The 13078-nt window shown below is 65.2% G+C and carries 11 protein-coding genes and 1 other annotated feature; of the genes, 3 read left to right on the top strand and 8 right to left on the bottom strand.

The annotated features are described in order from the left end of the window. The first annotated feature begins 97 nt into the window (after positions 1–97). The 3 genes from HCH03_RS15535 to HCH03_RS15525 all read left to right on the top strand — a co-directional run bounded on the left by HCH03_RS15535 (position 98) and on the right by HCH03_RS15525 (position 2730). Positions 98–742 (top strand): TetR/AcrR family transcriptional regulator, encoded by a 645-nt coding sequence (locus HCH03_RS15535; protein WP_221690220.1) that lies wholly within the window; start codon positions 98–100, stop codon positions 740–742. Positions 743–1004: 262 nt separating this feature from the next. Beyond that, positions 1005–2105, top strand: coding sequence for a putative ABC transporter permease (locus HCH03_RS15530; protein ID WP_221690219.1), 1101 nt, complete (start codon positions 1005–1007; stop codon positions 2103–2105). Positions 2106–2127: 22 nt separating this feature from the next. Beyond that, positions 2128–2730: a putative ABC transporter permease gene (locus HCH03_RS15525; protein WP_221690218.1), complete on the top strand. Its 603-nt coding sequence runs from the start codon at positions 2128–2130 to the stop codon at positions 2728–2730. Positions 2731–2932: 202 nt separating this feature from the next. Here HCH03_RS15525 and HCH03_RS15520 read toward each other — a convergent pair whose 3' ends face one another. The 8 genes from HCH03_RS15520 to HCH03_RS15485 all read right to left on the bottom strand — a co-directional run bounded on the left by HCH03_RS15520 (position 2933) and on the right by HCH03_RS15485 (position 12725). Then, entirely contained in the window at positions 2933–3505 is a 573-nt protein-coding gene (locus HCH03_RS15520; RefSeq protein WP_185905585.1) for a hypothetical protein, read from the bottom strand. A 132-nt stretch (positions 3506–3637) separates the two neighbouring features. Further along, complete coding sequence (locus HCH03_RS15515; protein WP_185905586.1) at positions 3638–4576, bottom strand: DUF4013 domain-containing protein; 939 nt, start codon at positions 4574–4576, stop codon at positions 3638–3640. A gap of 236 nt (positions 4577–4812) precedes the next feature. Then, entirely contained in the window at positions 4813–5190 is a 378-nt protein-coding gene (gene rplL / locus HCH03_RS15510) for a 50S ribosomal protein L7/L12 (RefSeq protein WP_185905587.1), read from the bottom strand. A gap of 91 nt (positions 5191–5281) precedes the next feature. Beyond that, positions 5282–5803: a 50S ribosomal protein L10 gene (gene rplJ / locus HCH03_RS15505; RefSeq protein WP_080145096.1), complete on the bottom strand. Its 522-nt coding sequence runs from the start codon at positions 5801–5803 to the stop codon at positions 5282–5284. Between the two features lie 59 nt (positions 5804–5862). Continuing rightward, positions 5863–6004 (bottom strand) — a sequence feature (ribosomal protein L10 leader region). Positions 6005–6160: 156 nt separating this feature from the next. Next, positions 6161–8071 carry a Tat pathway signal sequence gene (locus HCH03_RS15500; protein ID WP_185905588.1) on the bottom strand — a complete coding sequence of 637 codons (1911 nt, stop codon included), beginning with the start codon at positions 8069–8071 and terminating at the stop codon, positions 6161–6163. Between the two features lie 98 nt (positions 8072–8169). Beyond that, positions 8170–10848, bottom strand: coding sequence for an aconitate hydratase AcnA (acnA, locus tag HCH03_RS15495; protein WP_221690217.1), 2679 nt, complete (start codon positions 10846–10848; stop codon positions 8170–8172). A gap of 85 nt (positions 10849–10933) precedes the next feature. Beyond that, positions 10934–12022: an isocitrate/isopropylmalate dehydrogenase family protein gene (locus tag HCH03_RS15490; RefSeq protein WP_221690216.1), complete on the bottom strand. Its 1089-nt coding sequence runs from the start codon at positions 12020–12022 to the stop codon at positions 10934–10936. Positions 12023–12116: 94 nt separating this feature from the next. After that, the gene (locus HCH03_RS15485; RefSeq protein ID WP_080142104.1) at positions 12117–12725 is read right to left on the bottom strand and encodes a hypothetical protein; all 609 of its coding nucleotides are present in this window, start codon (positions 12723–12725) and stop codon (positions 12117–12119) included. Positions 12726–13078: the final 353 nt, after the last annotated feature.

Here is a 13078-nt window from a genome sequence, read left to right as displayed (position 1 = left end):
TCCGGCATCGCTTATCCTTAGGAAGTCATTTTATTGGTCGATATGACTAATTAAAATGGATAATATTGTTCTTGTTGTCTAGTTTTGAGGTGCAGAAATGCCACGACCGCGCAAAGACCAAGAAGGACCCAGCGCCCGCGAGCGCATGGAAGAGGCGTTCTGGGAGGCTCTCACCGAGAAGCCCTACGCCAAGATCACCGTCGGCGAGATCGCGCAGCGGGCCCATGTTAACAAGAACGCGTTCTACTACCACTACGACGGACTGCAATCGTTGGCCGAAGAGGCGCTCGACCACATGCTCCCCCGCGAAGTCGCCCGCATGCTCCTGATGCGGGGCGGGTTGCCGAACGAAACGGACGACGCCCAGATAAGCGCCTTGGCGAACGAGCCCGGACTCAGGAAACGCCTGAACCGGGCATTGCTCGTCGTGGGCAAGCACGGATCGAGCGAGCTCGTGGCAACGCTCAAAAACCTGGTCATGCAAACCTGGTTCGACCTGTTCAACGTCGACGAATCGCGCTTAAGCAGCGAGGCCATGGTGGTGGTCAGGTTCACCTTGGGCGGCCTGCTCGAGGTCATGAGCGACGAGGCCTGCCATGGGAACAACGCCAACCCGATACAAACCATCCTCGGATCGGGCATCGTGGGAACCGCTTCGGCCAAGGTCGTGGAAACGCTGCGGGCCGCCGCGAGCGATAACCCCCGCGGCCCGAAGACGGCCCCGCAAGCGGAAGGCCGCTAGCGCATGCCCGCCTCCCGCGAAACGCCACGCGCGTATGCGGGCATCTATGCAGCATGTTGCGTATTTTGCCGTCCACCGCACCGCAGCCGCAGCTCGCACGCAACGAAAGGCCCTCGAAACGCCACGAACGCCCGAAGCGCCGCCCGTGCGGCGGCGTCGACGAGAGACGTTACGGTATAATCACGACGATTGCGGGCGAGCGGCCGAGGGGGCCCTTCCCGCATAGCACCGGTTCGCCCCACACGGTTTGGAGTCACCGCCCATGGCAAAAGATTTCAGCAACCCGAAGAAGCTCGGTTTCATGCGGCTTCTCCAAGTGTTCTTCGCTTTCAACGTCATCGTCACCATCGCGCTGCTGGTGTTCCTGGTGAAAGGCAACTACGAGCTGGGATTCGAGGACATCCTCGACTTCGTCAACCTCATCTTCGACGGCATCAGCTTCTGGCTCATTTGGCAGCGCAAGAGGCTGGCGCGTTACTTCATCATCGGATTCAGCCTGTTCAACATTGTTCTCGGCACCGCCTTCAACATCGCCACCGGCGTGTTCAACCCCGCGGACCAGCTGCTCGCCTGCACGTCCGACATCATCCTGCTCGCGTACTTCCTCACGTCGCGCCGCGCGAAGGCGGTGCTCACGAAGCCCTTCAACGCCGAGGTCAAGCAGCAAGAGCTCTCGAAGGACATCAACTACTACCAGCCCAAGACCTGGGCGTTTTGGCGCAACCTCATCATATACTTCTGCGTGTTCAGCGTGGTAGGACACTGGATGGAAGCGGGCTACTGCACGCTCATCCGCTTCGGTCTCATTCCCGGCATCTACGATCCGAACTCCCAGATCTGGTCGGACTGGCTCTACCCCTTCCTCGTCTACGGATTCGGCGCCGTGGCGTGCGTGCTGTTGCTCTACCCCGTGAAGAACTTTCTCGAGAAGCACATCGGCAGCCGCGTGGTGCCGCTCATCATCAGCTTCTTCATCAACGCGCTCGTGTGCACGCTCATCGAGCTGGCCATGGGCCTCATGCTCAACCAGCCCGGGCCCGACGGCAAGCTGCCGCTATGGGACTACAGCGACATGTTCTGCAACTTCATGGGTCAGGTGTGCCTGCAGAACGCCGTGGCCTTCGGCGTGGTGGCAACGCTCATGACCTGGGTTATCTACCCGGCGCTCGAGGGCTGGCTCGCCAAAGTGCCCCGCGACGGTATGAACATCGCTTTCATCGCCGTGGTCGTCGGATTCTGCATCCTGTTCTTCCTGTACTGCATCAACGTGCTCATTCCCGGTGTCGAGGTGACGGCGGACGACGACACGGGCGAGAGCACGATCGAGTTCTCACGCCAGTACGATTCCGATGCGGGCGCCTAGGGCCCTCGGGGCCGCTTAGCCCATGCCCCTTCTGTCGAAAGAAGACGAGCTTCACGGTTACGCGCCGGACTCCTTCGCGTTCTGGCGCAACCTGGCCGTGTACTTCTGCGTGTTCAGCGTGCTCGGCCACTGGATGGAGATCGCCTACTGCTCGTTCATGAACCTGTTCGGCATCGTGGATGCCGACTCGCTCGTATGGGACGACCCGATGTACCCCTTCCTTGTGTACGGGGTGGGAACCGCCGTGTGCGTGATCGTGCTCGTGCCCCTCAAAACGAGGCTCGTGGAGCGGCGGCGCACCTTGGTCGGAGCCGGCGTCCAGTTCTTCATCGTCACCGTCGTCGTCTGCATGCTCATGGAGCTGTGCATGGGCTTCATGCTGAACCAGCCGAACGCCGCCGGCGTCTACCCGCTCTGGGACAACTCCCAGCTGCCGCTCAACGTGCTGGGCCAGGCCTGGCTCGTGAACGACGTGGCGCTGGGCGCCGTGGCCATGCTCTACACCTGGGTGATCTACCCCCTGTGCCAAAAGGCGCTGGCGAAACTGCCGCTGCGCGTGATGAACCTGACGGCGGCCGTCGTCGTCGGAGGGTTCGTCGTGCTCTGCGTCGTCAAATTCTCGTAAGGCGCACGTCCCTGCGCCTCGCGTCTTCCCCGTAGGGCAAGGGCCCTGCCCTTGCCGCTCAGCCAGCAACGTTTCCGCAGGTCGACGGCAAGGGCAGAGCCCTTGCCCTACGGGACGGTTGCCAAGGACGCACGATTCTGCGCCTTCGGCAAGCGTCCCGGTCTTCGCATCGTTTCGGGCCGACCGGCCCGCCGGATCAGTGTCAACCGGTAAGGCCGTAGTTTTCCGCCAGCTGGGCGGATTTGACGCGGATGCCCTTCTCGTTGACCGTCCAGCGCTCGAACAGCACCGTGTTACCGCTTGTGAACACATCGTAGATGCCGTCGAACGTCAGGCCGCCGCAGGTGAAAGCGCCTTCCAAAGAGGTGAAGTACGCGGCCGCGTCCTCGTTGAAAGCCCCGTCCTCGAACGCGAGGACGCGCGCCTTCTTCCCGTGCCCGCCCAACGGCACGAGCATGGTGTTCCCGGAAAACTCCACCGGCAGCCCGCGCCCCGCGAACGGCACATGCTCCGCCGCCTGGGCCGGTTCGAAGCGCTCGACCCATTGCTTGCCATCGTGCCGGGCCCATGCCGCCCACGCCTTCGTGAAGCGCAGGGCGTCGTCGCCGTACAGCGCCTCGAAGAACTCGCGGTACGTCGACGCTCCGTCCAGATGCTCGCGGAACTCAGGCCGCACCCCTCCCCCGATGGAAACCAGCGAGAGCACGCGGGCGCACCCTTTGCGCTGCCGCTCGTCCAATCCGTTGATCTGTTCCTTCAGCTCACCGTAATCCATGTCTTACCTCGTTTCCCCCTGTTCGCGCTCAAGCGCGCCTTCGCGAACCAGTATAGCGCGTCAAGATGCGCGCGGCGCCCGAAAGCAAAGAACCCCTCCGACCGCCCGTCGGAGGGGTTCGAAGCGTGCCGATCAGCGCATCGGCGGCTGCTGGTTCGGCGGCTGGCCCGGTCCGCCCGGCCAGCCTGCGGCGCCCGCCAGCTCGAACGGCATGGGATCGTCCTGTCCGCGCCATGCCGGCACGTCGAACTGCCTCGTCCAATAGCCCAGCGCACGGGTGATCATCGCCATGACGAACATCGCCAGCACCATGGATGCGAACCCTGCGAGCAGCACCAGAACGACGGCCACGCCGCCGATGGCGAACACCATGCTCACGATGGCCGCGTCGGGCCGGCTCGCGTTGATGTTGAGGTTGCCGCCCGTGACGGCGAAGCCGACGGCCATGCACGCGAACACCACCAGAAGCGCGATGATCGACACCGCCACCGTTACGGCGATGCCCATCAGAACGGCCATGCCCAGGATGCGCAGCATGCCGTTTATGTCATGGCGCAGCATGCTCCAAACCTTGCCGAACTGGAAGCCCGCCGACAAGCGCCCGTAGATGCTCATACGCATGGAGCCAACCCAGTAGAAGCACACCGCGAAGAAACTCGCCGCTATCGACAAGACGAAAAACACCAGGCCGACCAAGCCCGACGCCATGCCGAACGGAAACGACAGGAACCCGGAACGGTACCCCCAGCCCGCCCAGAACCCGAAAGAGCCCCCGGTCAGAATCGATCCGATGATCTCGACCACCCATGGCAGCAGCGAGCAAGCGAGCCCGATGACCAGCACGAAGAACCCGCGGCTGTACAGCCTGCCGTCCTCGTTGCCGAAAATGCGCGCGGGCAAGGGAGCGTGGACGCCCCATGCCATGTCGCGCGCCCATCCGTACAGATAGCCTGCCACCACGATGGCTCCGAACACGGGAATGAGGCTCACCAGACCCAGCAGCAACAGCTTGCCGAACCATCCGGGCGAGCTCTTGATGTCGTTCCAAGCGGCGGAAAAGTATCCCTGCATGGCGGCCTCCTATCCGGACGGCTGCACCTCCGTGCAGCCTTTCGATTCACGTTCCACCAGTTTACGCGGTTAACTATACGCATGCTCTAAAAAACGAGAAAGAACCGTTGCCGACACGTCAGCAACCAAGAAACGCCTTCGGCGCGAAGCCCGCGTTACGACGAAAAGGGCCCGCCGCAAAAGCAACGGGCCCCTCCAAGCGACCACATGGTCGCGATTCAACCTGCAGCGATAAGCTACTTGAGGGTGACGGCGGCGCCGGCTTCCTCGAGCTTGGCCTTGATCTCCTCGGCCTTGTCCTTGGCCACGCCCTCCTGGATCGGCTTCGGCGCGCCCTCGACCAGCTCCTTGGCCTCCTTCAGGCCCAGGCTCGTGATCTCGCGGACAACCTTGATGACGGCGATCTTGTTGTCGCCGAAGCCCTCGAGCACGACGTCGAAGTCGGACTTCTCCTCGGCGGCGGCGCCACCCTCGGCAGGAGCGGCGGCGGCCACGGCCACGGGGGCGGCGGCGGAAACGCCAAAGGTCTCCTCGATATCCTTCACCAGTTCAGACGCCTCGAGCAGGGACATCTCCTTGAGGGCCTCGATAATCTCTTCGCGAGTAACAGCCATGTTAGCTTCCTTTCAAAGCGGTCGGGCCTTCCCGACCGATGCTTGTACAACTTTCGGTTAGGCAGCGCTCGTCACGCTGCCAAGCTGCGGGTTAAGCAGCTTCTTTCTGGTCGGCCACGGCCTTCGTGACCTGGGCCAAACCGCTCGGCACGCCGTTGAGCGCCACGGCAAGGCCGCGGGCAACACCGGAAATGGCGCCGGCGATCTGAGCCAGCAGCTCTTCGCGGGACGGAAGCGATGCGATAGCCTCCACCTGTGCGGCGGAAACCTGCGCGCCTTCCATCAAGCCGCCCTTGATCTCCAGGTTCTGGTTGGTCTTGGCGAACGTCTTCACGGCCTTCGCGGCAGCGGCCACGTCGTCGCCGGCGAACACGAACGCGCTCGGGCCTTCCAGCAGATCGTCGAGCGTGGGCAGGTCCGACTCCTCCAGCGCGATGTGCATGAGGGTGTTCTTGTACACCTTCAGGCTCGCACCGGTCTCGCGGATAGCCACGCGCAACGCCTGGATGTCCTTCACCGTCAGGCCGCAGTAGTCCACGACCCACACAGCGGAAACGCCGTCCAGATCCTCTTTGATCTTGGCGAGCATCTCTTGGTTCTTCACGTTGGGCATGTAGTACACCTCCTTCTTCTCAAACTCGGGTTCCGCCCCTCGCGGGTGGGATCGTCGCCTGAGAAAAAGGAACGACCCCCGCCGTCTCATGACAGCAGGGGTCGTCTAAGCGCGAAACTTATACAACCACCTCGGCGGGCCGCATCGTCTGCGATTAAACCTTTCGGTGCCTGCTGTCTTGGGCAGCGGAACTATCTTTCATCGTGTCGCTTCCGAAGAGGCAACTGCTATATTTTGCCATCAATTCGAAAAATGTCAACCGCCGCGCTCAAAACAACACGCCAAGCCCCGTAGGGGCGGGCAGTAGCCCGCCCCTACGGCGTCATCGTTGCCTGCAGGCCCTTCCGGGCAATCGCCCTACGCGGCGTTACCGGCCGCGTCGCCCGTGGCTTGGGCTTCCTTGGCCGTAGCGGCAGCCGAGGCGCCGTCCGCTGCGAGGATCTCCTCAACGGGGTTCGTGGGCTCGGCCTCCACGTACTTGAAGGCGATGGGGTCGCCCTCCTTGTACCCCACGATTTCGATAAGGCCCGGAAGCGCGAAGTCGTAGATGTTGTCGCCGTCTTCCAGCTTCACGTAGAAGTGCGAGTTGCCCTCGACCACCGCTTGCGCGATGTGCACGATCTTGCCCTGGGCCTCCAGCACGCCCAAGGTTTCGGTATCGCCCGTCGACACGCCGTTGGTGGCGAGCAGGGCCTGGTAGGACTTCTGGCATTCCGCCACCGTGTCGCCGATGGCCACATACTGATACTGCTTGATGTTGATCATGGCGAACTTCTTCACGAGGCCCGCATCGTCTTTCAGGGCCATGAAGTACGTCGGCTCGTTGGACACGTTGATGAGCAGCGGGAACGTGGACTTGTAGCGCAGGTTCTGCACCTGGCCCTCGGCCGACTGCATGGCCGACGCCTCCGTCGCGCCCGGCACCGAGTAGAAGTGCGATTCGGCCGAGCGCTGGTTCACCAGCACGAAGCCCACGATGGAGTTGTCGGCGGTGGCCGAGGTCACGCCCGTGTACACCCACACGTCGTCGTCCTTCGCGATGTAGTTGTAACCCAGCGAGCCGTCGGTGCCCGGCGTCGTCTGCACCACGCCCGCCTGGCCGAACACCGAGTTCAGCCAGCCGTCCTTGTACTTGCCGCTCCAGTTGTACTGCTCGATGAGCAGCTCGGCCGGATACGCGCGGTCGACCCACTGCGGCACGTCCTCGATGGCCAGGTCCTGCGTCTCGCCCGTCGTCGCGTCGCACAGCACCACGCGGTTGATGGTCGTGCCGCCGAACAGGCCGATCGTGCGGGTCTGCACCGGGCAGATCCACCACGGGTGGCCGTCCTCGTCGATCTCGAACGACTTCTCGTCGAACATGTAGAACGGATAGCTCAGCTGCACGTGGCGGTCGATGTTGCGCACGAGCGGCTCGGACTGCGAGTAGTGGATGGGGTTGTCGCCCAGCTTCACGATCTCGGCGTCCTGCGTCGTCATGTTCACCAGCGCGTAGGCGGGAATGCCCGCCTCGCGGTTCGTGAACCACTTGAACAGGTCGGCGTATCCCAACGGGCTCACGCGCACCGGCGCGCCCTGGTAGTTGATCTGGCTGTACAGCGGCGATATCTCGAACTGGCTCACGAACTCGGGAATGGAGCCCATCTCACGGTTGCCCAGAAGCACGGCGGAGTCGCGGTCGATGATGGGGATCTCCGAGTAGTTGACCTCTTTGATGTCGTTGGCGAAATCGAGCGTGTCGGTCTGCAGCACGTTCGCGTACTTCTCGGCGTTGCCGGGGAAGATGGACAGCGACATGATGGCGCCGATCACGCCGAGCACGGCCACGGCCACCGGCACGTAGCTCGCGAACTTGAACGCCTTGGCCTTGCCGGGGTTCGCCTCGACCTTGCCCGTGCCCGCCTTGTAGCTGTGCGACTTGCTCCAGAACACCAGGAACAGCGGCAGCAGAATGAACACGGCCACGAACATCCACGTGTCCGTGCTGTGGATGTTGATGGGCGGATGGAACCACCAATAGGCGGCCAAGCCGATGAGCACGATCACGATGGCGGCGATGATGAGCGCCTTCTTGCCCCAAGCCGCCATGCGGTCCGCGAACGGAACCTCCATGTGCACGTGGGGAGGCTTCGCGCCGCCGCCGTTGCCGCCTGAGCGGCCGGCGCCGTCGGACGGCGCCTCGGCATCGGCGTCGAACCGACCGTCGACGTTGACCCCTGATTGCTTGAGCGCCTCGAGCAGCGCGTCGATTCCGGATGTCTGTTTCACGGCATCCCTTTCCCGTAACCTACGATTGCCTAAAGTATCTATTATACGGCAAAGCGCCCGATTACCTCGCGCAATCGGGCGCCAACGTTACTTTGCCCTTACAATAAACTTCTCAACACGTACGGCAGGATGCCCCCGTTTTCGTAGTAGCGCCCTTCCGTGGGCGTGTCCACGCGCACCGTCGCCTCGAAAGCCACCGTCGAGCCGTCGGCCCGCTCGGCCTTCACGTCCACCACGCGCGGCTCGGGCAGCCCGGCCGAGAAGTCGACCTGCCCCACCGTGTAGCGCTCCGAACCGTCCAGCCCCAGGCTCTCGGCGCTTTCCCCCTCGGCGAACTGCAGCGGCAGGATGCCCATGCCGATGAGGTTGGAGCGATGGATGCGCTCGAAGCTTTCCGCGAACGCCGCGCGGATGCCCAGAAGCGCCGGCCCCTTCGCCGCCCAGTCGCGCGACGAGCCGCTGCCGTACATCTTGCCGGCCACCACCACGAGCGGCACGCCGGCGGCCTCATAGTCCATGGCGGCGTCGAACAACGGGCGCACATCGCCTTCCAAGAAGTCGCGCGTCCAACCGCCCTTCTTCACCTCGGCCAGCAGGTTCTGCAGCTTCACGTTGGCGAACGTGCCGCGCATCATCACCTCGTGGTTGCCGCGACGTGCGCCGTACGTGTTGAAGTCGGCCGGCTCGACGCCGCGCTCGTCAAGGTAACGCGCCGCCGGGGAGTCGGCCGCGATGGAGCCGGCCGGCGAGATGTGGTCGGTGGTGATGAAGTCGCCGAGCCGCGCGAGCGCGCGAGCGCCCTCGATGGGCTCCGGCGCGGACGGCTCGCGCTCCATGCCGTCGAAGTACGGAGCGCGGCGCACGTAGGTGGAGGCGTCGTCCCACGCGAACGTGTCGCTCGGCTCGCTTCCCAGCGCCTGCCAGGCCGCGTCGCCGTCGTACAGCCCGCGCGCGCCGTCCTCGTACAGCTCGCGGTTCACCTGCGCGTCCACGAGCGCGTCGATCTCCGCGTCGGTCGGCCAGATGTCGGCCAGATGCACCGGCGTGCCATCCGCGCGGTGCCCCAGCGCGTCGTGCTCCAGATCCACGTCCATCGTGCCCGCCAGCGCGTAGGCGATAACCGTGGCGGGCGCGGCCAGATAGTTCTGCGACACGTCGGGCGAGATGCGCCCCTCGAAGTTGCGGTTGCCGGAAAGCACGCTCGCCAGCTCGATGTCGTCGGCCACGGCGTGCAGCTCGTCCAAGATCGGGCCCGAGTTGCCGATGCAGCTCATGCAGCCGAAACCGCACGTGTAAAAGCCCAGTTGGCGCAAGCCGTCCAAGAGCCCGGCGCGCTCGAGCAGAAGCTCGGTGGCCTTGCTGCCCGGCGCGAGGATGGTCTTCACCCACGGCTTGGGCGCGAGGCCCGCCGCAGCCGCCTTCTGGGCCACGAGCCCGCAGGCCAGCATCATGCGCGGGTCGGTGGCCGTCGTGCAGCTCGTCACGGCCGCGATGGCCAGCGCGCCGTGCGTGAGCTCGTGCGTCGCGCCCGCCAGCTCCACGTCCACCGTCTTCGCGCGATCGAGCCCGCGCTCGTCGCACACCGCGCGGAATCGCTCCTGCGCGCCGACAAGCGGAATGCGGTCGTGCGGACGCGAGGGCCCGGCCAGCGAGCGCTCCACCGAGCCCAGATCCAACTCGATCACCTCGGCGTACGTGCGCGCCGGAGCCTCCGGGTCGTTCCAGAACCCCTGCGCCTTCGCGTAGGCCTCGACGAGCGCCACCTGCTCTTCGGAGCGACCGGTCAAGCGCAGGTAGGCGAGCGTCGCATCGTCCACCGGGAACAGCGTGCACGTGCTGCCGTACTCCGGCGTCATGTTCGAGATGCACGTGCGCTGCGTGGCGTTCAGGCTGTCGAGACCCGGTCCGAAGCACTCCACGAAGCACCCCACCACGCCCTTGGCGCGCAGCATCTGCGCGAACGTCAGCGCCACGTCCATAGCGCACACGCCGTCGGCCAGCTCGCCGGTCAGGCGCACGCCCACCACGCGCGGCACGAGCGTCGTGATGGGCTGGCCGAGCGCCGCAGCCTCGGCCTCGATGCCGCCCACGCCCCAACCCAACACGCCGATGCCGTTCGCCGTGGGCGTGTGGCTGTCGGTGCCCACGAGCGTGTCGAAGTACGCCACGGGCCTCTCGCCGTCCGCGCGCGCGACCCCCGCATCGTCCGACGTCATCACCACGTGCGCGAACTGCTCGATGTTCAGCTGGTGGCAGATGCCCGCCCCAGGCGGCACGATGCGCACGTTGTCGAAGCTCTGCTGCGACCATTTCAAGAAATCGTAGCGCTCCTTGTTGCGCGAGAACTCCAGCTCCATGTTGCGCTCGAGGGCGCCCGCGCAACCGGCCTCGTCCGCGATGACCGAGTGGTCGATCACCAAATCGCAGGGGATCTGCGGGTTGATCTTCGCCGGATCACCGCCGAGGGAGGCACACGCCTCGCGCATGACGGCGAAGTCCACGAACACCGGCACGCCCGTGAAGTCCTGGAACAGCACGCGCGCCGGCGAGAACTCCACTTCGCTGCCCACCTCGCCCGCGTTGCCCGCGGCCACGATGCGCCCGGCGAGCTCTTCGGCCGCCTGCTCGTCGCGCACGTTGCGCAGCACGTTCTCCAGCAGCACCGTGAGCGCGTAGGGCAGCTTCTCGGAACCCGGCACCCCCGACACGGGGAAGTAGGTGTAGCTCGCACCGTCCACGTCGAGCGTGGCGGCGAAACGGTTCGTCTCGTCGGTCATGTTTGCTCCATTCCGCCGCGCGAGGCGGCTGCCGTGCGCCGAAGGGCGGGCGATCCCGTCCCTCGGCGCCTTCCTCTCGTCTTCGCTAGTCGAGCGCCGCAACGAGCGCTTCGGTGAACTCCGTGCAAGTTGCCGGCGCCCCAGCCGAACCGGACGCACGGCGTATGTCCCCCGTCAAATGGGCGCCCTCCGCGTACACCGCGCATACGGCGCGCCGTATGCGCGCGGCGGCGTCGACCTCGCCCAGGTGGTCCAGCATCATGGCTGCAGACATGATCTGGGCGGTCGGGTTTGCCTTGTTCTGGCCCGCGATATCGGGCGCGGATCCGTGAACGGCCTCGAACACTGCGTATTCCTCGCCCACGTTCGCGCCGGGAGCCAACCCCAGGCCGCCCACGAGGCCAGCCGCAAGATCGCTCGCAAGGTCTCCGTACAGGTTCGGGAACACGATCACGTCGAACTGCGTCGGGTCCATCACCAGGTTCATGCAGCAGGCGTCCATGATGCGCTCGTCGAACGCCACGCGCCCCTCGTACTCCTTGGCCACGTCGCGCGCCACGCGCAGGAACAAGCCGTCCGAATGCTTCATGATGTTCGCCTTGTGGGCCGCCGTGACCTTCTTCCTGCCGTGCTCGAGCGCGTACTCGAAAGCGTGGCGCACAATGCGCTCCGAAGCGGTGACGGAGATGGACTTGATGCTTATGCCCGAATCGGGCCGTATCGACCCTGCGCCCTCCTCCTCGCACAGCTCGATGAGCCTGCGGGCGCCCTCGGACCCCTCTTCGAACTCAACGCCCGCGTACAGGTCTTCGGAGTTTTCCCGCACGATGACCAGGTCGACGTCGTCGTACCGACCCCCGGCACCCGGCAGCGACTGCACGGGGCGCAGGCACGCGTACAAGTCGAGCTCTTTGCGAAGCGCCACGTTCACGCTGCGAAAACCCGTGCCCACCGGCGTGGCCACGGGCCCTTTGATGGCCACCTTGGTGCGTCTGACGGATTCGATGGTTTCCCGAGGAAGCGGCGTGCCGTGCGTTTCCACGCAGGCCGCGCCGGCCGGCGCCACATCCCAAACGATATCGACGCCGCTCGCCTCCACCACGCGCTGCATGGCGGCCGACGTCTCCACGCCGATGCCGTCGCCCGGGATGAGCGTCACCTTATGCTGTGCCATATGCTCTCCTTTGCCGAATCCCCGTGCGCCGCAGATCCGGGAAGGCGCGGCGAAAAAGCGGGCCCGAAAGGCCCGCCGCGTATACGGAAAAAGGTCAGCTCGCCTGCACGTTGTCGACGATCTGCTTGGCACGCCGCTTGAGCGCGCCCTTGCCGTTCTCGGCGTCGAACTTCATACGGTCGCCCAGCTCCTCTTTCACCTGGACGGCAAGCTTGCCCGCGGAGAAATCCACCACCGCAACGAGCATGTCCTGGAACTCCATGTCGCCATGCCAGCACTGGATGGCCTCGTCGATCAAGGGCCAGGTCTTTTCGGAACGGTTCTCGGTCGTAGCGCCCAACTTGCACAGAAAGCGCATGGCCGCAAGGCGAACCGGGCCGCTCTCCTCGTCGAACAGGGCGGCCTCGGCCCCCGCCACGGCCTTGTCGCACGTGCGGGAATCGTAGTCGACGAGCGACGTGAGGATGTCGAGGCACTCCCAACGCGTCTGGGCTTCAGGGCGATTGAGCGCGTCGACGAAGGCGGACCCATGGGGAACAAGCGATTCGGGAGCCCCCTTGGCAACGATGGCAAGAGCCGAAGCGGCGTTCTGACGCGCGCGTCGCGACCCTCCCGACAGCGCTTCCGTCAATTCCACGAGCTTGGCCTCGTCGCGCATCGCCAACTCGGCCGTTTTCGCCGCCTCTTGTGCCTTGTCGCTCACCAGACGTTCCTCCGTCCCCGTATGAAAGCATGCAGGTAGAATGCTCCTCGCTCCATTATACTCTCGGCCCGACCGGCCCCCGTTCCCCCGCGCAGAATCAACACGACCCCTCCCGGGAGCGCTACGGCGCGAAGGGCCGGGGAGGCCCCGTCCGGAGGACCTTGCGGCGGCCGAGGGGGGGGGTTCCGGAGCCGCCGCGGCGCGCGCGCCGCGCCCGGAGCCCCTCGGCACGCGCGGCGCGGAGAGGGGCGGGCCCCGAATCCGGCCGGGGGCCCGCGTCCCGCGCGCCGCGGGCCCCCGGAACGCCGCAGGGCCCCCGGACGGTGTCCGGGGGCCCTGCGAAAAAGAAAGCA

Origin of the sequence: Gordonibacter massiliensis (ex Traore et al. 2017), from assembly GCF_019731765.1 — a bacterium.
Classification (GTDB): domain Bacteria; phylum Actinomycetota; class Coriobacteriia; order Coriobacteriales; family Eggerthellaceae; genus Gordonibacter; species Gordonibacter massiliensis.
This window is presented reverse-complemented; position numbering and strand designations above follow the sequence as displayed.

What these genes read in the sequence shown, in the direction of transcription:
- HCH03_RS15525 (WP_221690218.1), top strand. Translation starts at nt 2,128, where the DNA reads ATGCCCCTTCTGTCGAAAGAAGACGAGCTTCACGGTTACGCGCCGGAC.
- HCH03_RS15530 (WP_221690219.1), top strand. Translation starts at nt 1,005, where the DNA reads ATGGCAAAAGATTTCAGCAACCCGAAGAAGCTCGGTTTCATGCGGCTT.
- HCH03_RS15490 (WP_221690216.1), bottom strand. Translation starts at nt 12,022, where the DNA reads ATGGCACAGCATAAGGTGACGCTCATCCCGGGCGACGGCATCGGCGTG.
- rplJ (WP_080145096.1), bottom strand. Translation starts at nt 5,803, where the DNA reads ATGCCCAACGTGAAGAACCAAGAGATGCTCGCCAAGATCAAAGAGGAT.
- acnA (WP_221690217.1), bottom strand. Translation starts at nt 10,848, where the DNA reads ATGACCGACGAGACGAACCGTTTCGCCGCCACGCTCGACGTGGACGGT.
- HCH03_RS15535 (WP_221690220.1), top strand. Translation starts at nt 98, where the DNA reads ATGCCACGACCGCGCAAAGACCAAGAAGGACCCAGCGCCCGCGAGCGC.
- HCH03_RS15520 (WP_185905585.1), bottom strand. Translation starts at nt 3,505, where the DNA reads ATGGATTACGGTGAGCTGAAGGAACAGATCAACGGATTGGACGAGCGG.
- rplL (WP_185905587.1), bottom strand. Translation starts at nt 5,190, where the DNA reads ATGGCTGTTACTCGCGAAGAGATTATCGAGGCCCTCAAGGAGATGTCC.
- HCH03_RS15515 (WP_185905586.1), bottom strand. Translation starts at nt 4,576, where the DNA reads ATGCAGGGATACTTTTCCGCCGCTTGGAACGACATCAAGAGCTCGCCC.